This is a genomic window from Kribbella sp. NPDC005582 (assembly GCF_040605415.1).
Taxonomy (GTDB): domain Bacteria; phylum Actinomycetota; class Actinomycetes; order Propionibacteriales; family Kribbellaceae; genus Kribbella.
Genome location: NZ_JBEXCU010000006.1, coordinates 333,639 through 354,290, shown reverse-complemented (window position 1 = coordinate 354,290; position 20,652 = coordinate 333,639). Strand labels below are relative to the sequence as shown.

Genomic DNA, 20,652 nt, shown 5'->3' with positions numbered 1-20,652 from the left:
GTCAGGCCAGGTTGGCGATCAGCTCGCCCAGCTCGGTCCGCTTGCCGGTGTAGAACGGCACTTCCTCGCGGACGTGCCGGCGGGCGGTGGAGGCGCGCAGGTCGCGCATCAGGTCGACCATCCGGTGCAGCTCGTCGGCCTCGAAGGCCAGCATCCACTCGTAGTCGCCGAGGGCGAACGAGGCGACCGTGTTGGCCCGGACGTCCGGGTAGCCGCGCGCCATTTTGCCGTGCTCGGCGAGCATGAACCGGCGCTCCTCGTCGGGGAGCAGGTACCACTCGTAGGAGCGGACGAACGGGTAGACGCAGACGTACGCCCGCGGCTCCTCGTCGGCCAGGAAGGCCGGGATGTGGCTCTTGTTGAACTCGGCCGGGCGGTGCAGCGCGAGCTGCGACCAGACCGGTGCCAGGTGCCGGCCGAGGCGCGAGCGGCGCAGCGCGTGGTACGCCTTCTGCAGCGCGTCCGAGGTCGGAGCGTGCCACCAGACCAGGAAGTCGGCGTCGGCGCGGAAGCCCTCGACGTCGTAGATCCCGCGGATCACCACGTCGTCGGCGGCCAGCTTGCCGACCAGCTCGGACAGCTCCGCGGTCAGCTCGTCGCGGTCCGCGTCACCGAGCGGGGTCTCCACTTTGAAGACCGACCACATCGTGTAGCGGATCACATTGTTGAGCTCGCGGGCCTTCGGCTTCTCCGTCACGGGACCATTCTCTCCAATGAATCGGTGAAACCACGCACCCGGGTGGCCGCTCTCACACCCGAGGCCACGCAGGCCGCGATCCCGACACCCCGGTACGCCGCCCCGCAGACGGCCAGCCCCGGGAGCTCGTCGACCGCTGCCTCGACCCGCGCGACCCGGTCGAGGTGACCCACGGCGTACTGCGGAAGGCCACCGCCCCACCGGGTGACGATCGAGCCGACGATCGGTCCCTCGAGGCCGATCGCCCGCTTCAGGTCGGCCGCAGCCAACCGCACAAGCTCCTCGTCCGACCGTTGCAGCACGTACTCCTCGCCGAGCCGGCCGACCGAGGTCCGCAGTACGGCGAGCTCTCCCCCGGCGTCGGTCGACCACTGCCACTTGGCATGTGAGTACGTCGACGCCTTGATGGTCCGCTCCTCGACCGACGGGACCAGGAAGCCGGAGCCGGTCGCGTCGGCCGGCCAGTCGGTCTTGCGGACGGCGAGCGTGATGATCGCCATACTCGCGTACTCGATCGCGGCCAGTTCGGTCGATGCCGTGGGCACCAATTCGGCCAGCATCCGGCTCGCGGGCGCGGCCGGCGTCGCGACGATCACCGCGTCCGCGGTCAGATGCGTCGGCGCCGGAACCGGGCCTGCTTCCAACGCATAGCCGTCTGGGGTGCGGGTGATTCGCCGTACGGTGAGTTGGCGCTGGATCACGACACCGCGGGCGAGCAGGTCCTGCTCCAGCGCGGCGATCAGCCGGTTCACACCACCGACGATTCCAGCGAACACCGGCTGGCCGGCTCGCTTCTGCCCAGCTTCGCGCAGCTCGGCCGTGGCGGCGAGCAGGCTCGGCGCCGTCCGCAACTTCGCATACAGATCCGGTACGGCGGCAGCCAGCGAGATCTCGTCCGCCTTACCCGCGTACACCCCGCCCAGCAGCGGGTCGATCAGCTTGTCGGTCACCGCCGAACCCATGCGCTCGGCAACGAACCGACCGATCGCCACGTCCTCTTCGAGCGCAGGCGGCGGCAACTCCGTCTCGTGTGCGACCTGCTCGGCAGCCGCAGCTCCCAGTACGTCGGCCGTGGCAGCCGGGTCGACCGGGACACCCATCACCGTCGGCGGAATCGACCGGATCCGGTCACCGACCCACAAGCCGGCCGAAGTCGTGGCCGGATGCACCAGGTCAGCGCCGAGCCCGACCGCCTTGATCAAGTCGATCGCCTCGGGCCGGCGAGCCAGCACCGACTCGGCCCCCAGGTCCACCGGCACGCCCTCGACCTCGGCGCCCGCGAGCTTCCCGCCGAGCCGCGGCGAACCTTCGAGCACGGTGATCTGCGGCGGATTGGGCCCACTGGCCAGCGCATGCGCAGCCGCCAGCCCAGCAATTCCGCCACCAACCACAACCACCCGGCTCACAGATCCTCCAACGTCAACACGTACTGCACTTGGGGCCTCGCACCGCGTGCATCACCCGCAGGCGCGTCTCCCCGCGATTCACCGACCCGGCGGAAGCCGGCGCGCTCCATGACGGTCCACGACGCGACGTTGGCCTTTGCTGCGCCCGCGGTCAATTGGCGCAGGCCGTACTCCTTCGCCGCGATCCGCGCGATCGCCCGCACTGCGGCCGTAGCCAACCCGCGTCCCGCAGCACGCTCGGCGATCCGGTAGCCCAGCTCAGCCGACCCGTCCTCGATATCGACCAGGTTCACCCGGCCGACCACGGTGCCGTCGTCGGCTACCAGCACGTGGAACTGGCAGACGCCTTCCGTCTGCTCCGCGAGGCGGGCCTGCAGCATCTCGCTGAAGTTCGCGAAGAACTCGTCACCGCGGTCGGCGATCGAGGCGGCGAAGTACGCGCGGTTCTCGCGTTCGAAGTCGAGCAGCGCGTCGGCGTGATCCGGGGTCAACCGCGCGAGAGCGACGCCGTACCCGGGCAGCGGGGTCTCAGACTGCACGGGCAGACGTCGACTGGACGTACTTGACGATGCGGGTCAGCACCTCCGGGTCGGCATCCGGAGGGACGCCGTGACCGAGGTTGAAGATGTGCCCCGGTGCCGCTTGGCCCTCGGCGAGAATCCGGTCGATCTCCGCCTCCAGCACCTCCCAGCCCGCGTGCAGCAGGGCCGGATCGAGGTTGCCCTGCACTGGCTTCCCACCGATCCGCCGGGTGGCCTCGTCGAGCGGCACCCGCCAGTCGGCACCGACCACGTCCGCACCGGCCGCACTCATCAGGCCGAGCAGCTCTCCGGTGTTCACCCCGAAGTGGATCTTCGGTACGTCGTACGCGGAGAGGGCCTCGAAGACCTTCGCCGAGTGCGGCTGCACGAACTGCTCGTAGTCGCGCGGCGACAACGCACCGGCCCACGAGTCGAACAGCTGGATGGCCGACGCGCCCGCCTCGACCTGCGCGACCAGATAGGCGATCGCCACATCGGCGAGCCGGTCGGCCAGCGCGTGCCACAGCTTCGGGTCGCTGTGCATCAGCGCCTTGGTCTTGGCGTGGTCCTTGCTCGGCCCGCCCTCGACCAGGTACGACGCCACCGTGAACGGCGCGCCCGCGAATCCGATCAGCGGGGTCTCCCCCAGCTCCGCCGCGAGCTGCTGCACCGACTCCGTGAGATACGACACCTCGGCCGGCGTCACCGGCCGCACCGCCTCCAGTCCCGCGTGGTCCCGGATCGGGTCCGCCACCACGGGCCCGACACCGGGCTTGATCTCCACCCCGAAGCCGGTCGCCTTCAGCGGCGTCACGATGTCGGAGTAGAAGATCGCCGCGTCGACGCCGTAACGGCGTACCGGCTGCAGCGTTATCTCGACAACGAGGTCGGGGCGCATGCAGGACTCGAGCATCGTGGTCCCTTCGCGGACCGCGCGGTACTCGGGCAGCGCGCGGCCGGCCTGCCGCATGAACCACACCGGAGTGTGCGGACCGGGCTCACCGCGAGCGGCGAGCAAGAAGGGGGAACGGGCAAGCATCGAAGGCACCTGTTGATGATCCCACGCTGCACACAACGACTTTTCCGGGCCCGGCCGGTGCCGGTTTCCGCCCGCTCGCACTCGGTTACCGGCGCGTCGTCGCGGGCGTCGGTGCGTAATCAGTCGTAGGCTGCGAAGCATGGGTGCCCGCAAGCAGGTCGACGCGCCACCCGCGGAGTTCGCCGAGGCCGTGACGCAGTTACGCGGTGCCCGGTTCCGGCCAGAGGTGTTCGTCGAGGAGATGCCCGCACCGCAACGGATCGCTCCGCATGCGGCCGCGGTCAGCGCCGATGTGACGATCGAGGGCGACGATGTCGCCACCGGTCGGCTCGTCGTCCTCTACGACCCGGCCGGGAACGACGCCTGGCAGTCGACCTTCCGCTGTGTCGCGTACGTGCGCGCTGCCGTCGAACCGGAGATGGTGACGGACGCGCTGCTTGGCGGCGTGGGCTGGACCTGGCTGATCGAGGCGCTGGCCGACCGGGGTGCGGAGTACCTGGCCCCGAGCGGTACCGTCACTCGCGTGGTGTCGGAGAGCTTCGGCGGCATGGCCGACGACGAGGCGACGGCGGAGATCGAGATCCGTGCGTCCTGGAGTCCCGTGCCCGGACCTGGTGGACTGGTGGACGTGACGAAGCACGCGGAGGCGTGGGGCGAAGTGCTCTGTACGGCGGCCGGACTGCCGCCGGTTCCGCCGGGCGTGGTCGCGATGCCGACCCGGCGCGGTCAGCGGGGCCGATGAGCCAGCCCGAAGCCCAGCAGCCGCCGATCGCCGAAGAACCGGCCGTAGAGCTGCCTCTCCTCGAACTGCGCGACGGCCTGTCCGACGTCGTCGATGCCGAGCCTGCGCTGACCGAAGTCATCGACGCTTTCCGCGCCGGGAGCGGCCCGGTCGCCGTCGACGCCGAGCGCGCGTCCGGCTACCGCTACTCGCACCGCGCCTATCTGGTCCAGCTGCGTCGCGAGGGCTCCGGCTCCGCGCTGGTCGACCCGATCCCGTTCGGTGACCTGTCCGCGCTCGGTGACGCGATCATCGACGCGGAGTGGATCATCCACGCCGCGAACCAGGACCTGGCCTGCCTCGCCGAGGTCGGCATGGTTCCGCGCAAGGTCTTCGACACCGAGCTGGCCGGCCGGCTGCTCGGCTACCCGAAGGTCGGTCTGGCCTCGCTGGTCAGCGAGGTCCTCGGCTACCGGATGCGCAAGGAGCACTCGGCGGCCGACTGGTCCACCCGGCCGCTCCCGGCGCCCTGGCTCGTGTACGCCGCTCTGGACGTCGAGATGCTGATCGAGCTCCGAGACGCCATCGAGGCCGAGCTGCGGCGCGAGGGCAAATGGGAGTGGGCCGAGCAGGAGTTCGCCGCGATCCTGGCTGCACCGCCGCGCGAACCGAAGCCGGACCCCTGGCGCCGGACCTCGGGCATGCACCGCGTCCGCAATCGCCGCAGCCTGGCCGTCGTACGGGCGCTGTGGGAGGCTCGCGACCAGATCGCCGCCTCCGCCGACATCTCCCCCGGGCGGATCCTGCCCGACGCGGCGATCGTCGAGGCCGCGGCCGCGATGCCCGCCGACCGCGACACCCTGCAGAAGCTCACCGCGTTCAAGGGTCGCGGAGCTCACCGCCACATGCGTGTCTGGTGGGAGGCGATCGACCACGCCCGGCGACTGCCGGACACCGAACTCCCCAAACAAGGCCCCCGGTACGACGGCCCGCCGCCGGCCCGCGCCTGGGCCGACCGCGACCCCGAGGCCGCAGCGAGGCTGTCGGCCGCCCGCGCCGCCGTCTCCGAGATCGCCGAGGCGCACCGGCTGCCGACGGAGAACCTGCTCTCCCCCGACACCATCCGCCGCCTCGCCTGGGCTCCGCCCGCCGACGCCGACCTGGCCGCAGTCTCGACGTTCCTGCGCGACCACCACGCCCGCGAATGGCAGATCGGCCTCACCGCCGACGCGCTGACCGCCGCCATCGCCGTACAGCCCGCAACCCCGCTCGACTGACCTCGCCCCCGCCGTACCCGCGCCCTAGCACCCTCCGCGCACAAGAACGGAATCCGTCCGTGTTGCCCCTTCTCCGTCCGTCTACAGGCAGCAGAACGAGCGACAGCAGCGGATATCCGCTCGTGTTGCCCCGGGTCAGACCTGGGGGCGGTAGAGCGAGTTCTGGACGTAGGTCATGGCGTCGAGGAACTTGGGGTCGGTGTAGCGGCGGGTGAGTTCGGCTTCGTCGACGTGCTCGATGCGGGTGTGCAGCCAGTAGAGGTTGCCGAACGGGTCGCTGACGCGCGCGATGACGTCGCCCCAGAACATGTGCGTGGGTTTGGTGACGACGGTGCCACCGGCGGCGACCGCGTTCTGCAGGGCGAGCTCGGTGTCCGGCACGTAGAGCCGCAGGAAGGCCGGCGTCGGCGGCCAGTCCGGCTGGTCGAACATCATCACGACCGAGTCGCCGATCCGCATTTCGGCGTGACCGATGCGACCGTGTTCGTCGACGACGCGGTCGCCGAGATCGACAGCTCCGAAGGCGGCGGCCAGGAAGTCCATCAGGGCGGCGGTGTCGTGCCCGATGATCCACGGGGTCACGGAGTGATACCCGTCGGGGATCGGGCTAACGGGCCGCGGGGCCGGGGCGACGCTCATGGGCTTCTCCTCCTGGTGGGTTGGTGATCACCACGCTAGGAGGAGAAGCGGCCAATATTCGTCCGCTACTTCGGGAGTTGGGCTTCGATTGCCGCGACGACCTCGGGCGACTCCGGGGTGGTCTGCGGGCGGAACCGCGCGGCGACCGCGCCCTCGGGGCTGATCAGGAACTTCTCGAAGTTCCACTGGATGTCACCGGCCTCGCCGGCCGCGTCGGCGGTCTGCGTGAGCTCGGCGTACAGGGGGTGGCGGTCGTCGCCGTTCACCTCGAGCTTGTCCAGCATCGGGAAGGTGACGCCGTACGTCGTGGAGCAGAAGGTGTCGATCTCCTCCGCCGTCCCCGGCTCCTGGCCGCCGAACTGGTTGCACGGCGCGCCGAGCACGGTGAAGCCGCGTGACGCGTAGGTCTTCTGCAGGTTCTCCAGGCCCTCGTACTGCGGGGTCAGGCCGCACTTGGACGCGACGTTCACCACGAGGACAGCCTTGCCCTTGTACTCACCGAGCGACGTCGGCGCACCGGACAGAGTGGTCAGCGGGATGTCGAACAGACTCATGCGGCTCCTTGCAGGTTGCGGTTGAGGAACTCGACCGTGCGCTCCCAGGCGAGCGCCGAGGCGTCGGTGTCGTGGAAGGCCGGCATCGGATTGTCGAAGGCGTGGCCGGCCTTCGGATAGCGGTAGACCTCGGCGCCGGCCAGCGCGGCCACCACGTCATCCACCGGCAGGTACTCGTCGGCGTCGCCGAAGTGGTGCAGGCTCGGCGCAGTCACATCAGGCACAAGATGCAACAGGTTCGGCAAGGCGGAGCCGTAGTAGCTGACGAGCGCATCAGGCGACGACACCGCGGCCACGTTGAAGGCCAGGCCGCCACCGAAGCAGAACCCGACCACCCCGGTACGCCGATCGCGGCCGCGCAGGTACTCCAGGGCGGCCACGCAATCCGTGACCGCCTGATCCCAGTCGAGTCGCTGCACCGTGCCGATCGCACGCTCCAGCAGATCGTCGGCGTCCTCGTCCAGGTCGACGTCGTCGAGCCGCCAGTAGACCTCCGGCGCGATCACGTAGTACCCGAGCGCCGACAGCTCAGCAGCACGCTGCTCGATGTACGGCGAGACCCCGAAGATCTCCTGCAGCAGCAGGATTCCGGGTGCTGACGAGTCGGGATCTCCCCACTCGTGAACTGGCATCAACCCTGTACCGGTATCGATCTCCAACGTCACACGGTGAAGGGTACGACCTCCTGCCGAACGGAACGCTCCACGGGTGCGGGCACCCAGCGCTTCGTCTCCTCGATGGCAGCCGTCAGCAGATCGAACAGCCGCTCATCCGGATTCGGCACGCAGGCCTGCGAGATCCCCTCGACCGCACACGACACCGCTCTGGGCGCCGTCCGGCGCGCGAAGTCCGGCGTACCGCGATGTGCTCGCGAAGTGAACGAACGCGCCCACTTGGTCGCGGCCGGAACCGACTCCAGTACGTCGCGCGACTCCGGTTCCAGGTCGTCCAGCGGCCGCCCGTCGAGCAGCGCCAACTGCCGCTCCCCCACCAGTAAGGCCACGGCGAGGATGTACTGCCGCTCCTGGGACACCACCGGCAGCGCGTGCTGAATGCACCGGGCCGTCACCCGCGGTACGACGTGCGGGTCGTCCGGCGTCAGCCCGATCACCGACGGGATCAACGGCGCCAGGCGGGTCCGCCCGGCGTCCGACGTACAGTCGTTGACGTCGCGCGCGACCCCCGCCAGCAGCGGATGGGTGCAGGCCGGATGGTCGGACCACGGTTCCCCGGCCAGGTAGGACGCGAACTCCATGAAACAGGCGCCCTTGCGTGGATTGCGATGCTTCCCCCGGCTCAGAACCGGGACTGAGAGATCAAAGTTGTTCATTGAACAGCTCCCGATAAGTACCTGTCGTCTCAGCATGCGCCTGTGTGAGCAGCCGCACAACGCGTGGCGGTTGGGCTGTTCTGTTACTCACGGGTAGCCTAGGGGTAGCTTTCCCAACCCCAGAGGAGCGCCCTCGTGCCCCGTGAGATCCGCGATGTCGTGTTCGTCGACGGCGTTCGCACCCCGTTCGGCAAGGCCAAGGGCCAGTACGCCGAAACCCGCGCCGACGACTTGGTGATCAAGTGCATCCGGGAGCTGCTGCGCCGTAATCCGGCGCTGCCCCCGGAGAAGGTCGAGGAGGTCGCGATCGCGGCCACCACCCAGATCGGTGACCAGGGTCTGACCATCGGCCGGACCGCCGCCTTGCTGGCCGGTCTGCCGAACACCACCCCGGGCTACGCGATCGACCGGATGTGCGCCGGCGCGATGACCGCCGTCACCACGCTCGCCTCCGGTATCGCCTACGGCGCGTACGACGTGGTCGTGGCCGGCGGTGTCGAGCACATGGGCCGGCACCCGATGGGCGAGGGCGTCGACCCGAACCCGCGGATCATCTCCGAGAAGCTCGTCGACACCAGCGCGCTGGTGATGGGGTCGACCGCCGAGAACCTGCACGACCGGTACCCCTCCATCACGAAGGCGCGGACCGACGCCTTCGCCGTCCTGTCCCAGGAGCGCGCCGCCAAGGCGTACGCGAACGACCTGATCCAGCCGGACCTGGTCCCGATCGCGATCCGCTCGGCCGAGCTCGGCTGGGGCCTCGCGACCACCGACGAGCCGATGCGCCCGGGCACCACGCTGGAGGACCTGGCCAAGCTCAAGACGCCGTTCCGCCCGCACGGCCGGGTGACGGCCGGCAACTCCTCCGGCGTCAACGACGGCGCCACCGCGGCGCTGCTCACCTCGGCCGAGGCGGCCGCGGAGCTGGGCCTGAAGCCGAAGATGAAGCTGGTCTCGTACGGCTTCGTCGGCGTCGAGCCCGAGGTGATGGGCTTCGGCCCGGTGCCGGCGACCGAGAAGGCGCTGAAGCTGGCCGGCCTGACCATCGACGACATCCAGGCCTTCGAGGTGAACGAGGCGTTCGCCGTGCAGGTGCTGGCGTTCCTCGAGCACTACGGCATCGCCGACGACGACCCGCGGGTCAACCCGTACGGCGGCGCGATCGCCTACGGCCACCCGCTCGCCTCCTCCGGCATCCGGCTGATGACGCAGCTGGCCAAGCAGTTCGAGCTCAAGCCCGAGGTGCGCTACGGCCTGACCACGATGTGCGTCGGCCTCGGCATGGGTGGAACGGTCATCTGGGAGAACCCGAACTGGGAAGGCGCAGCCGCATGAGCTTGCAGGAACTGATCGACAGCGCATCCGAACTCTCGACCGACGAGGTCGTCACGCTGGCGCACTCCCGGGACGTCGTCCTGCCGAACAAGGCGGGCACGCTCGCCCTCATCACGCTCGACAACGGGCACGACCACACCAAGCCGAACACCTTCGGCCCGAAGGGCCTCGGCTCGCTGAACGCCGCCATCGACGCGGCACTGGCCCGTGACGAGGTCGTCGCGATCGGCGTCACCGGCAAGCCGTTCATCCTCGCGGCCGGCGCCGATCTGACCGGCGTACCGAAGCTGGCCGGGCGCGAGCAGGCGCTGGCGCTCGGCAAGATCGGGCACGGCGTGATGCGCAAGCTGGTGGACGGCGGCAAGCCGTCGTTCGCGTTCGTGAACGGCGTCGCGCTCGGCGGCGGTCTCGAGGTCGCGCTGCACGCGACGTACCGGACCGTCTCGGTCGCGGCCGGGATGCTGTCGACGCCCGAGGTCTTCCTCGGCCTGATCCCGGGCTGGGGCGGCAACTTCCTGCTGCCGAACCTGATCGGGGCCGACAAGGCCGTCAAGGTCGTCGTCGAGAACGCGCTGAACCAGAACAAGATGCTCAGCGGCCCGGAGGCGGTCAAGCTCGGGATCGGTGACGTCCTGCTGGACTCGGCCGACTTCCTCGAGCAGTCGCTGCTGTGGGCGTCGAAGGTGCTGACCGGCGAGATCGTCGTCGAGCGGCCGGAGATCGACCGCGGCGAGGCCTGGGACGCAGCAGTTGCCCGCGGCAAGGGATTTGCCGACGTCAAGGTGAGTGGCGCGGCCCCCGCGCCGTACCGGGCGCTGGACCTGATCGCGGCGGCCAAGGACAACGACCGCGACCGCGGCTTCGCGGCCGAGGACGAGGCGCTCGCCGACCTGATCATGAGCGAGGAGCTGCGCAGCGGCCTCTACGCCTTCGACCTGGTCAACAAGCGGGCCAAGCGGCCGGCCGGTGCGCCGGACAAGTCGCTGGCGCGCCCGGTGTCGAAGGTCGGCGTCGTCGGCGCGGGCCTGATGGCAGGCCAGCTGGCGCTGCTGTTCGCCCGCCGGCTCGAGGTCCCGGTCGTGCTGACCGACCTCGACCAGGAGCGGGTCGACCGCGGTGTCGGCTACGTGCACGGTGAGATCGACAAGCTGCTCGGCAAGGGCCGGATCAACCCCGACAAGGCGAACCAGCTGAAGGCACTCGTCACCGGTTCGGTGGACCGCTCGGTCTTCGCCGACGCCGACTTCGTGATCGAGGCCGTCTTCGAGGAGCTGCAGCTGAAGAAGACGATCTTCGCCGACCTGGAGAAGATCGTCCGGCCGGACGCTATCCTCGCGACCAACACCTCGTCGCTGTCGATCACCGAGATGGCGGCCGACCTGGAGCACCCGGAGCGCGTGGTCGGGTTCCACTTCTTCAACCCGGTCGCCGTGCTGCCGCTGCTGGAGATCATCCGCGCCGCGCAGACCGACGACGCGACGCTGGCCACCGCGTTCGCGGTCGGCAAGAAGCTGAAGAAGTCCTGCGTGCTGGTCAAGGACGCCCCGGCCTTCGTGGTGAACCGGCTGCTGACGCGCTTCCTCGGTGAGGTCAGCGCGGCGGTCGACGAGGGCACCCCGATTCCCGAGGCGGACAAGGCACTCTCGGCGCTCGGTCTGCCGATGCCGCCGTTCGTGCTGCTGCAGCTGGTCGGTCTCCCGGTCGCGCTGCACGTCGCCGAGACCATGAACCGGGCCTACCCGGACCGGTTCCAGGTGTCGGAGAACCTCGCCAAGGTCGTTGCCGCCGGCAAGCCGTCGTTCTACGTCTGGCCCGAGGGCAAGCCGGTCGTCGCCCCGGAGATCGAGGCGCTCGTCACCGTCGGCGACAAGCCGTCGACCGCCGACGAGCTCCGCACGCGCGTGCTCACCGCACTCGCCGAGGAGATCAAGATCATGCTCGACGAGGGTGTCGTGGCCGAGGCGCAGGACATCGACCTGTGCCTGCTGCTCGGCGCCGGCTGGCCGTTCCACCTCGGCGGGATCACGCCGTACCTGGACCGGTCCGGCATCGCCGAGAAGGTGAACGGTAGCCCCTTCCTCCCGGCGGGACTGGCTAGTCTGCCGCGGGGCGTCGCTAGCCTCTGAACTTCCTGACGGCCGCGAGCAACTGGGCCGGCGTCATCTGCGTGTGCTTCTTCAGGATGGCGTCGGCCCCGGTCGCGTGCGCGGCCAGGTCGGCGTACAGGGCGGCGACCTTCTTCTCGCCCAGCCGGTCGACCAGGTACTCCAGGACCCACCAGCTCTGGCCGTACGAGCGGTCTCCGGCCGCGGCGAACTCGGCAGGGCCCGGCAGTGCCTTCATCGAGGCCAGCGTCGTGCGCACCCGCTTGCGGTACGGATCGACCGTCCAGTGCGGATCGTCCTCGATCACCGCGCACCGCACATACTCCGCGAACCCCTCGACCAGCCACATCGGCCCCTGCCGGCCGACTCGTTGCGTCGCCGCGTGCGTCATCTCGTGCACCAGCAGGTCCTTGGTGAGCCCCTTGCGGACCTGCGGGTTGATCACGATCCGGGTACTCACCGCCGCGGTCCGGCCCGGGCTGACCGGGTCCTCGTCGTACGTCGGAACCGCGGTGCCCGCGATCGTCCAGCCGCGGCCGTTGCCGGACACCCACAACACCGAGAGCACCCGCGCCTCCGGCATCGCGACCACCATCACCGAGCCGTCCCAGCCGCCCGCCCAGTGCCGCCGGACACCGTCGACCGAGGCCTTCGAGATCTTCGCGATCTTCTGGCCGAGCGCGAGCTCCCGCTTGTCCACCACGACGACGACCTTGCCGTTGCGGACGACCGCGACCTCCTGGTAGTCCCACGGCTGCCGGTGGCCGTCCCGGCTCAGTTCGGTGTCGATCGCGTTGTCCTCGACCAGGATCCAGCGACCATCGCGCTTCACGAAGGTGTAGCCGAGGTCGGTCCGCACCGGCTTCGGGTCCAGGCCGGTCAGCTGGTACCGCATCATCACGCGGGTCCGGAACCCCGTGGCGCCGAACTTCTGGGCCACCTCCGGCGAGTGCCGCTCCTCGGCGACCGTGTAGGCCAGCTGCCGCAGACCGAACTTCTGCAGGTTGGTGAACAGCATCCTCTGCCGGGCGACCAGCTTCGGCTGCTTGGGGTCGACGGCGGCCAGGAAGCCCCGCAGATCGCCCTTCAGGACCGCGGTCGCCCGGGTCGCGAGGAGCGCGTCGACCTCGGTCCTGCGTACCTTCTTCAGCGCATCGGTCAGCTCCGCAGGCGTCGCGGTCGCCTCCGCGGCCACCGCCACGGCACCGGGCGGCGCCACCGCTCCGCTCTGCCGGTTCCATACGACGGCCACGCCTGCGGCCGACGCCACCGCCAGCGCGGCAACGCCCGCGACCAGGCGCTTCTTGTGCTTCATTCCGGTGTCCCCCTCCGAAGGTCGGCTGATCCTACCGGCAGCCGACCTTCGGGGGACTTCAGGCCTTGATCTGCTGGCCGGTCTTCTGCTCGATGCCGACCCGGCTCTTGCGATAGCCGTAGAGCGCGTAGATCACGAAGCCGAGCACCATCCAGATCGCGAACCGCAGCCAGGTCTCCAGGGACAGGTTCAGCATCAGGTAGACGCAGATCACCGCCGCCAGGATCGGGATCACCGGGTTGCCCGGCACCCGGAACGAGCGCTTGATGTCGGGCCGGCTCTTGCGCAGCAGCGGCACCGCGATCGAGACCAGGGTGAACGCGGCCAGCGTGCCGATGTTCACCATCTCTTCCAGCTTGCCGATCGGCGTCACACCGGCCACGATCGCGACGACGATCCCGATCCCGATCGTCAACCGGTACGGCGTACCCCACTTCGGGTGCGTCTTGCCGAGCTGACGCGGCATCAGGTGGTCGCGGCTCATCGCGAACACGACCCGCGCCGCACCGATCATCAGCGTCAGTACGACGGTGGTCAGACCGGCCACCGCACCCGCCGAGATCAGCGTCGCGAACCCGCCCCGGCCGACCGACCGGAACGCCTCGGCCAGCGCGGCCTCACCGCTGATGTCGGTGTACTTCACCATGCCGGTGATCACGATGCAGACCGCGACGTACAGGACGGTGCAGATCGCCAGCGAACCGATGATGCCGCGCGGCAGGTCGCGCTGCGGGTTGTTCGCCTCCTCGGCGGTGGTGGCGACCACGTCGAACCCGATGAACGCGAAGAACACCAGCGACGCACCGGAGACCAGCCCCATCACCCCGTACGTCGACGGGGTGAACCCGAACAGGGCCTGGAACAACGGCGTCGTGATCGTCACGTCACCGCTTGCGGCCGGCACGCTCGGCGGGATGAACGGGGTCAGGTTCGAGCCCTTGATGTAGAACAGGCCGGCGACGATCACGAACAGCACCACGAACAGCTTGATCGCGACCAGCACCAGGTTGACCCGCAGCGACTCCTTGATGCCGATCGTCGCCAGCGTCGCCAGGACCAGCACCAGCAGCATCGCCAGCACGTTCACGTGACTGTCCGGCCCGATCGACTCGGGCCAGCCCAAGCCGATCTGTTCCAGGAACAAGGCGGCGTACGTCGACCAGCCCTGCGCGACGACGCTTGCCCCGAGCATCAACTCGAGCAACAGGTCCCAGCCGATGATCCAGGCGAAGATCTCACCGAGGGAGAAGTACGAGAACGTGTACGCCGATCCCGACACCGGGACGGTCGAGGAGAACTCGGCGTAGCACAGCGCGGCCAGCGCGCAGCAGACCGCGGCCAGCACGAAGGACAGGGCGATTCCCGGGCCGGCGTAGGCCTTGGCGGCCCGGCCGGTGAGGGTGAAGATGCCGGCGCCGATGATGACGCCGATACCGAAGACCGTCAGGTCCAAGGCGGTGAGGCGTTTCTTGAGCTGGTACTCCGGCTCGTCGGTGTCGGCGATCGACTGTTCGATCGTCTTCTTCCGCACAAGACTCATCTGCGCCTCCTCGACAGCGTCCTGAAAAGGACGGGACGGAACTCTCCGAGCCTGCCCCTCTGACACCGCGAGGTCAATTCGGCACTCAGCGTTGTGGCCGGTACGTCTGTAAAGATGTCCATAACGTGACCTCGGTGAGACCGCTACGGCTGAGCAGGATGCGGTCGCGCGATACCTGATCGGTGCCGTGGGCAGCCATGTCCTCGTAAAGCTCCTCGACCGCGTCCAGACCGATCCGCTGCACCAGGTAGCGGACGGCCAGCCAGCTCACGCCGTACACGTCGGCGGAACTCTCGTAGAAGCCGGCATCGGTCGGCAGCGAGTGCAGCGCCGGCAGCGCCTGGTCGATGACCTCCTGCTCCCACTTCGCGACCTCGCCAGGACCACCGCCGAGCGCCTCGATGCCGCGCCAGGAGACGTACTCCGCGGCGCCCTCGGCCAGCCACAGCGGCTCGTACCCGCCGAGGTCGGCGGTCGCCACATGGGTGAGCTCGTGCGAGAGCAGGATCTCGTCGACCTGATCGCGCTGGTTGGGGTTGATCACGATGTAGGCGCCGGCCACGGTCCCGTCGGCCGTGTCCTGACCGGGCAGCGACGAGAACGTCGACCCGGCGCTCGCCGCGGACTCGACGTCCTCGTCGGCGAACCGCGCGTCGCGGACCTCGGTGTCGTCGAGGGCGATGATGAGGGCCGAACCACGCCAGCGGCGCGGCCAGTAGTCGTGCACCTCGACCAGACCCTCGGCCGCCTCGTTCAGGATCGCCCGGCCGCGGACGTGGTCACCCTTCTCGACCACCACCAGGACGCGCGGTCCGCGCAGCACCTCGATCCGGCCCAGGTCCCAGGCTTCGCGATGGGCGCCGGGCCCAAGGTCCTTGTCCAGATCGTCGTCATCGGTCAGCACCCAGCGGCCGGCCCGGCTGATGAACGTGTAGCCGAGCTCGGTCGTCGCCGGCGCGACGTCGACCTTCGGGATCTGGTACCGCATCAGGATCCGGACCAGGTACGTCGCTCGTCCGCGCGCCTTGACGACCGCCGGGTCGAAGCGTTCCTCGGCCTGGCTGTACCCGAGCTCGGCGAAGCCCATCTCGACCAGGTTCGCGAACAGCACCTTCTGCCGGGCGATCAGCTTGGTGTTCGACGGATCGAGGTCCTTGAGGAACAGCGTCAGGTTCCCGGTCTGGACGGCCTGCGCGCGGCGGATCAGGATCGTGTCGATCGCCACCCGGCGGGCGGTCGCCGCGATCGCGGCCTTCGACGGCGTGCGCGGCGTACTGGTGGGGTTGGCGGCAGCGGCGGCCGCCACCCGGGCCCGGGCGTCCTCGGACCGCTCGTCGACGGCATAGACCACACCGCCGGACACGAGCGCTACCGCCAGCAGTAACCCCAGCCATCGGCCGGGACCTGCCGGAGCGCCTGGCGGCGGGGCGCTAGGGATGGTCGCACTCACGTAGGGACGTTCCTCCGAGTACACGTCTGTCTACAGCCCGGCCACCTTACTCGTTCCGCCGGATTCCACCACCGACACGCCGGTCAGGAGTTCGCGGCGGCCCTCAACGCCCGGAACAGGGCAGTCTCGCTGAGCCCGAGGTGCTCGGTCATGATCCGGTCCCGCTCCGCCTGGCTCGAGCCAAGCGCGGCCAGCTCCTGGTAGAGCGTCGCGACCTCGGTACCGCCGAACCGCTCGAACAAGTAGTCGACGGCGAGCCACGACAGCGGGTACGAGCTGTCGGCGTGCTGGAAGAAGACCGCATCGGCCGGCAGGCTCTTCGCCTTCGCCAGGTACTTCGTCCGGACCTCCTGCCGGTACTTCGGCAGTGCGAGGTCCTGCGCGCCGTCCATCGGCAGGAACTCGACGTACGTCGCGGCGCCCTCGACCAGCCACCGCGGCGCATAGGCGCCGTACGGGGCGGTGGCCACGTGGGTGAACTCGTGCGCGAGGGTGCGGGCGTCGATGCGGTCGCGGTTGCGTGGATTGATCACGACGTACGAGTCGGCGCGCTCACCGGCGCCGCTGACCTCGCCGGGCAGCGTCCGGTAGACCCAGGTCGCCATCGCGAGCGCGTCCTCGGCGTTCTTCGGGACGGTGTAGTCGGCGCCGCGGACGATCTTGTCGTCGAGCGCGATCACCACCCCGGAACCGGTCCAGCCGCCCGGCCAGCTCTTGCTGACCGCCTTCACCGCGCTGGTCGCGATCCCGGTGAGCCTGCTCGCCAGCTGCTGCTGGCCCTTCTCGACCACCACAAGCACCCGTGCGGCGCGTTTGACCAGCACTTCGCCGGTGTCCCAAGCCTCCTCGTGCGATCCCCGGGGCAAGCGCTTGTCGATGTCTCGGTCGGAGACGAGCGTCCAACGGCCGGCAGTGCGCTCGCTGAACGTGTAGCCGAGCATCGAGCGGATCGGAACGGTGTCGATACCGCGGATCTGGTACGTCATCGCGATCGCCACGATGTACGTCGAGGGGCCGTGCTTGCGGGCCACGGCGTCGTCGTACTGCTGGGAGAGCTGCTGGTACGCGAGCTTCGCGAAGCCGAACTGCGTCAGGTTGACGAACAGCATGCGCTGCCGCGCGATCAGGGCCTGGTTGGCCGGATCGACATCGGCGAGAAAGGCGGCCTCGTCATCGGTCAGAACCGCCTGGGCGCGGCGCTTCAGAACCTTGTCGACGGCCGCGGCGCGCGCGACCAGATCGATGTCCGGCGTCTTCGGGCCGGTCGCCGACGGCTGCTCGGCCTGGGTGGTCGACTGGTGCAGCGCCAGGCCGCCGCCGATCGCCGCCGCGACCAGCACGAACGACAGCAGGAACGGCCAGAGCGGCGTACGAGCTCGTCCCGCCGCCCGACGCCGTGCGGGTGCCGCGTGGCGGCCCACTCAGGCCGCCTGCTCAGGCTCCGCCTGGGCGACCGGTCGCCGGCTCGCCGATCTCCTCGCCCAGCTGCGCGATCGTCTCGATGACGTCCCGCGCGATCTGCTGGCCGGTGAGGCCGATCTGCTGCAACACCGCCGCACGCTTCGCATGCTCCAAGAACTGCTGCGGGATGCCGAAGTCACGCACCGGCGTCCCGATGTTGTGGTCACGGAAGGCCTGGGCGATCATCGCGCCGCAGCCACCGGCGCGGCCGTTGTCCTCGACGGTCACGACCAGCTTGAACTTCGGCGCCAGCTCGACGAGCTTCGGATCGACCGGCTTCACCCAGCGCGGGTCGACCACGGTGACGCCGATCCCCTGCGCCTGCAGCCGCTGCGCGACGTCCATCGCCGTGGCGGCCATCGAGCCGATCCCAACCACCAGAACGTCGGTGCCGGAGCGGTGCAGCACGTCGAGCCCGCCGACCTTGTCGATCGGGTCGATGTCCGGGAACACCTCGCCCTTGGCGAAGCGCACCACGGTCGGGGCGTCGCTCACCTCGACTGCCTCGTTCAGCAGCTCGACCAGGCGGGTGCTGTCCCGCGGCGCGGCCAGCCGGAGGCCCGGCACCACCTGGACGATCGACATGTCCCACATGCCGTTGTGACTCGCGCCGTCGTCACCGGTCACCCCGGCGCGGTCGAGCACGAACGTCACGCCGCACTTGTGCAGCGCGACATCGAGCAACAGCTGGTCGAAGGCCCGGTTGAGGAACGTCGCGTACAGCCCGACCACCGGGTGCATCCCGCCCATCGCGAGCCCGGCGGCACTGGTGACCGCGTGCTGCTCGGCGATCCCGACGTCGAACGTCCGGTCCGGGAAGACCTTGGCGAACTCGTTCAGCCCGGTCGGGTTCAGCATCGCGGCGGTGATCGCGACCACGTCCGGCCGGCGGTGACCGATCTGCACCAGCTCCTCGGCGAACACGTCCGTCCAGCCGCGCGGCTTGTTCGGCGGGCGGACCTGGTGGAAGTTGTCCTCCTCGTCCGCCACGGCCGCGGCGTACCCGAAGCCCTTCTGGGTGACCGCGTGGACGATCACCGGGCCCCCGAACGCCTTCGCCTTGTGCAGCGCGTCCTCCATCGCCTCGCGGTCGTGACCGTCGACAGGGCCGACGTACTTGAGGCCGAGGTCCTCGAACATGCCCTGCGGGGCGAGCATGTCCTTCAGCCCCTTCTTCACGCCGTGCAGCACCTCGTACATCGGCGGGCCGACGTACGGCGTGCGGCCGAGGTTCTTCTTGATCAGGTCGAGGATCTTCTCGTACCGCGGGTTCGTGCGCAGCGCGGTCAGGTGCGTCGCCAGCCCGCCGACGGTCGGGCTGTACGACCGGCCGTTGTCGTTGACGATGATGACCAGCTTCAGGTCCTTCTCGGCGGCGATGTTGTTCAGCGCTTCCCACGCCATCCCGCCGGTCAGGCCGCCGTCGCCGATCAGCGCGACCACGTGCCGGTTCTCCTTGCGCAACCGGTACGCCTTGGCCAGGCCGTCGGCGTACGACAGGCTGGTGCTGGCGTGGCTGTTCTCCACGATGTCGTGCTCGGACTCGGCCTGGCTCGGGTAGCCGCTCAGGCCACCCTCCTGCCGCAGGCTGTCGAACTTCGGCGCCCGGCCGGTCAGCAGCTTGTGCACGTACGTCTGGTGGCCGGTGTCGTAGATCAGCCGGTCCGTCGGCGAGTCGAACACGCGGTGCATCGCCAGCGTGATCTCCACCATGCCCAGATTGGGCCCGAGGTGACCGCCCGTCCGCGACACGGTCTCCACCAGCACGTCCCGGATCTCCGTCGCGAGATCGGTGAGCTCCCCCGGCGTCAGCTTCTTCAGATCCGCCGGACCGCCGACCGTCTCCAGCACGCGCATCGAGCCCCTTCCGCAGGTCTTCCTCGAATGCTTGAGTCTATGCACTCCGCCCCGGCGAATCCGAACCCGGAGCGCACGTGCGGTGAATCTCACTGCCTGAGACGCTCACTGCCAGTGATTGGTTCGGGGTCTCCCCTACAGTGACCGCATGCACCAGGTGACCACCCTGTTCACCAAGTACGACGGCACCCCGCACCGCCTGATGGAGGCCGTCCACCTCGGCGAAGACGAACACGGCCTCTGGGTCGGCTCCCTCCCCGGCCAGCGCGCCCGCCGCGCGAACGGCACCTGGATCACCGTCGACCACCACCGCGTCCGCCTCTTCCCCCGCGGCCAATGGTGGTCCGCCCTCTTCAACGACCTCCCCCACCCCACCCACATCTACTGCGACGTCACCATGCCCGCCGTCTTCGGCGTCGACACCGTCACCCTCGTCGACCTCGACCTCGACATCCGCCTGCTCCGCACGGGCGCCGTGCGGGTCATGGACGAAGACGAGTTCGAGCTGCACCGGGTCAAGTACAACTACCCCCCGCAGGTGACCGCCACCGCCCGTGCCACCTGCACCTGGCTAGCCGCCAACATCCCCACCGCCGAACCCTTCACCACCGCCTACAAGCCCTACCTCGCCGCCCTCAAGTCCCTCTAGACAGCAACCGGCCCCCGCCGGCTAGGAGCCCCCCTGAGCCGACAAGGGCCGATCAACTCACGCCCTCTCGGAGCGCGACCCACCCATCCTCAACCACCCTCCGTACTTGTTCCACCCCTAACAGCAAACTTGCACCTTCCTGCAACGGCCATGATCTCGACCAGGTCTACCGCTCCGCCGGATCAAACGCATGCCACTCGGCGATCAGGTCGGCGCTCTCGACGAAGATCACGCCGCCAGTCAGCTTCAGCTCATGTGAACAGCCGACGTCTGTCGGGAGGATCTCGTCCAACTGCAGATCCCCGAAGCGGCGACTCGCGGGCCAGACCCGAGCATATTTCGACAACGGAGTGACCTCCGCACGAATCTGAACAACATCCACATACCGAAGCACCAGATCGTCGGAATGCTTCCACTTGCTCCCGCGAAGGGTCAGAAGAATTTCGACCTGCGCACGACCCGCTTCCTTGGTCACCAGCTCCGCAAACTGCAGATCCTTGACACACCGCAGGCTGCCGAAGTCGTAGTGCCCAGGCTCCGTCACAAAAGCACGCGCACCACTGGGCAACCGCTCAGCCAGACGGGGCAACTCGACCAAGTACGGCTCGGGATCCACGATGACCGGAGCATCTCGCTCATCCGCCCGGAAGACTTTCACGTACTCCATCAGCGCCCCTTGACCTCGCTACCAGCCATCGCATACAAGCTCCTTGACCTCCAGAAGAGCAGGTCCCAGCGAGTCGTCGTCAACGGTCA

19 protein-coding genes are annotated in these 20,652 nt (G+C 69.1%); 5 read left to right on the top strand and 14 right to left on the bottom strand.

Annotation, left to right across the window (positions count from 1 at the left end):
* Position 1: 1 nt before the first annotated feature.
* Genes hemQ through hemE form a run of 4 tightly spaced genes read right to left on the bottom strand, consistent with a single transcriptional unit; the run spans position 2 to position 3,663 of the window.
* A complete protein-coding gene (gene hemQ, locus ABZS29_RS30945; RefSeq protein ID WP_355467226.1) occupies positions 2-697 on the bottom strand; it encodes a hydrogen peroxide-dependent heme synthase in 696 nt (231 codons plus the stop codon).
* Positions 694-2,103 carry a protoporphyrinogen oxidase gene (gene hemG / locus ABZS29_RS30940; RefSeq protein WP_355467224.1) on the bottom strand — a complete coding sequence of 470 codons (1,410 nt, stop codon included), beginning with the start codon at positions 2,101-2,103 and terminating at the stop codon, positions 694-696. Before hemG ends, hemQ begins: the two co-directional genes overlap by 4 nt.
* Positions 2,100-2,642 (bottom strand): GNAT family protein, encoded by a 543-nt coding sequence (locus ABZS29_RS30935; RefSeq protein ID WP_355467222.1) that lies wholly within the window; start codon positions 2,640-2,642, stop codon positions 2,100-2,102. Before ABZS29_RS30935 ends, hemG begins: the two co-directional genes overlap by 4 nt.
* Positions 2,632-3,663, bottom strand: a complete 1,032-nt coding sequence (gene hemE / locus ABZS29_RS30930) for a uroporphyrinogen decarboxylase (protein WP_355467220.1) — start codon at positions 3,661-3,663, stop codon at positions 2,632-2,634. Before hemE ends, ABZS29_RS30935 begins: the two co-directional genes overlap by 11 nt.
* Positions 3,664-3,802: 139 nt before the next feature.
* Here hemE and ABZS29_RS30925 point away from each other — a divergent pair, with 139 nt between their 5' ends.
* Positions 3,803-4,405: a DUF3000 domain-containing protein gene (locus ABZS29_RS30925; RefSeq protein WP_355467218.1), complete on the top strand. Its 603-nt coding sequence runs from the start codon at positions 3,803-3,805 to the stop codon at positions 4,403-4,405.
* Positions 4,402-5,661 carry an HRDC domain-containing protein gene (locus tag ABZS29_RS30920; protein ID WP_355467216.1) on the top strand — a complete coding sequence of 420 codons (1,260 nt, stop codon included), beginning with the start codon at positions 4,402-4,404 and terminating at the stop codon, positions 5,659-5,661. The genes ABZS29_RS30925 and ABZS29_RS30920 overlap by 4 nt, the downstream gene beginning before the upstream one ends.
* 135 nt (positions 5,662-5,796) lie before the next feature.
* Here ABZS29_RS30920 and ABZS29_RS30915 read toward each other — a convergent pair whose 3' ends face one another.
* The 4 genes from ABZS29_RS30915 to ABZS29_RS30900 all read right to left on the bottom strand — a co-directional run bounded on the left by ABZS29_RS30915 (position 5,797) and on the right by ABZS29_RS30900 (position 8,109).
* Positions 5,797-6,300, bottom strand: a complete 504-nt coding sequence (locus ABZS29_RS30915; protein WP_355467214.1) for a VOC family protein — start codon at positions 6,298-6,300, stop codon at positions 5,797-5,799.
* Between the two features lie 65 nt (positions 6,301-6,365).
* A complete protein-coding gene (locus ABZS29_RS30910; protein WP_355467212.1) occupies positions 6,366-6,854 on the bottom strand; it encodes a glutathione peroxidase in 489 nt (162 codons plus the stop codon).
* On the bottom strand, positions 6,851-7,486 hold the full coding sequence (locus ABZS29_RS30905) for a dienelactone hydrolase family protein (RefSeq protein ID WP_355467210.1): 636 nt from the start codon (positions 7,484-7,486) through the stop codon (positions 6,851-6,853). The genes ABZS29_RS30910 and ABZS29_RS30905 overlap by 4 nt, the downstream gene beginning before the upstream one ends.
* Before the next feature lie 29 nt (positions 7,487-7,515).
* The gene (locus tag ABZS29_RS30900; RefSeq protein WP_355467208.1) at positions 7,516-8,109 is read right to left on the bottom strand and encodes a hypothetical protein; all 594 of its coding nucleotides are present in this window, start codon (positions 8,107-8,109) and stop codon (positions 7,516-7,518) included.
* Positions 8,110-8,319: 210 nt separating this feature from the next.
* Between ABZS29_RS30900 and ABZS29_RS30895 the strand changes: the two genes are divergently transcribed.
* Both ABZS29_RS30895 and ABZS29_RS30890 read left to right on the top strand, forming a co-directional pair.
* Complete coding sequence (locus ABZS29_RS30895; protein WP_355467206.1) at positions 8,320-9,519, top strand: thiolase family protein; 1,200 nt, start codon at positions 8,320-8,322, stop codon at positions 9,517-9,519.
* Entirely contained in the window at positions 9,516-11,645 is a 2,130-nt protein-coding gene (locus ABZS29_RS30890) for a 3-hydroxyacyl-CoA dehydrogenase NAD-binding domain-containing protein (RefSeq protein ID WP_355467204.1), read from the top strand. The genes ABZS29_RS30895 and ABZS29_RS30890 overlap by 4 nt, the downstream gene beginning before the upstream one ends.
* Here ABZS29_RS30890 and ABZS29_RS30885 read toward each other — a convergent pair.
* The 5 genes from ABZS29_RS30885 to dxs all read right to left on the bottom strand — a co-directional run bounded on the left by ABZS29_RS30885 (position 11,635) and on the right by dxs (position 19,247).
* Positions 11,635-12,939 carry a hypothetical protein gene (locus ABZS29_RS30885; protein ID WP_355467202.1) on the bottom strand — a complete coding sequence of 435 codons (1,305 nt, stop codon included), beginning with the start codon at positions 12,937-12,939 and terminating at the stop codon, positions 11,635-11,637. The two genes, ABZS29_RS30890 and ABZS29_RS30885, sit on opposite strands and share 11 nt — an antisense overlap.
* A 58-nt stretch (positions 12,940-12,997) precedes the next feature.
* Positions 12,998-14,479 carry an amino acid permease gene (locus ABZS29_RS30880; RefSeq protein WP_355467200.1) on the bottom strand — a complete coding sequence of 494 codons (1,482 nt, stop codon included), beginning with the start codon at positions 14,477-14,479 and terminating at the stop codon, positions 12,998-13,000.
* Between the two features lie 85 nt (positions 14,480-14,564).
* Positions 14,565-15,929 (bottom strand): hypothetical protein, encoded by a 1,365-nt coding sequence (locus ABZS29_RS30875; protein WP_355467198.1) that lies wholly within the window; start codon positions 15,927-15,929, stop codon positions 14,565-14,567.
* 83 nt (positions 15,930-16,012) lie between these two features.
* Positions 16,013-17,350, bottom strand: coding sequence for a hypothetical protein (locus tag ABZS29_RS30870; RefSeq protein WP_355467196.1), 1,338 nt, complete (start codon positions 17,348-17,350; stop codon positions 16,013-16,015).
* Between the two features lie 13 nt (positions 17,351-17,363).
* Complete coding sequence (gene dxs, locus ABZS29_RS30865) at positions 17,364-19,247, bottom strand: 1-deoxy-D-xylulose-5-phosphate synthase (protein WP_355467194.1); 1,884 nt, start codon at positions 19,245-19,247, stop codon at positions 17,364-17,366.
* 148 nt (positions 19,248-19,395) lie between these two features.
* On the opposite strand from dxs, the gene ABZS29_RS30860 reads away from it, so the two are divergent.
* The gene (locus ABZS29_RS30860) at positions 19,396-19,896 is read left to right on the top strand and encodes a DUF402 domain-containing protein (RefSeq protein ID WP_355467192.1); all 501 of its coding nucleotides are present in this window, start codon (positions 19,396-19,398) and stop codon (positions 19,894-19,896) included.
* 166 nt (positions 19,897-20,062) lie between these two features.
* Here the strand turns inward: ABZS29_RS30860 and ABZS29_RS30855 are convergent, their stop codons facing one another.
* On the bottom strand, positions 20,063-20,563 hold the full coding sequence (locus ABZS29_RS30855; RefSeq protein ID WP_355467190.1) for a hypothetical protein: 501 nt from the start codon (positions 20,561-20,563) through the stop codon (positions 20,063-20,065).
* Positions 20,564-20,652 lie beyond the last annotated feature (89 nt).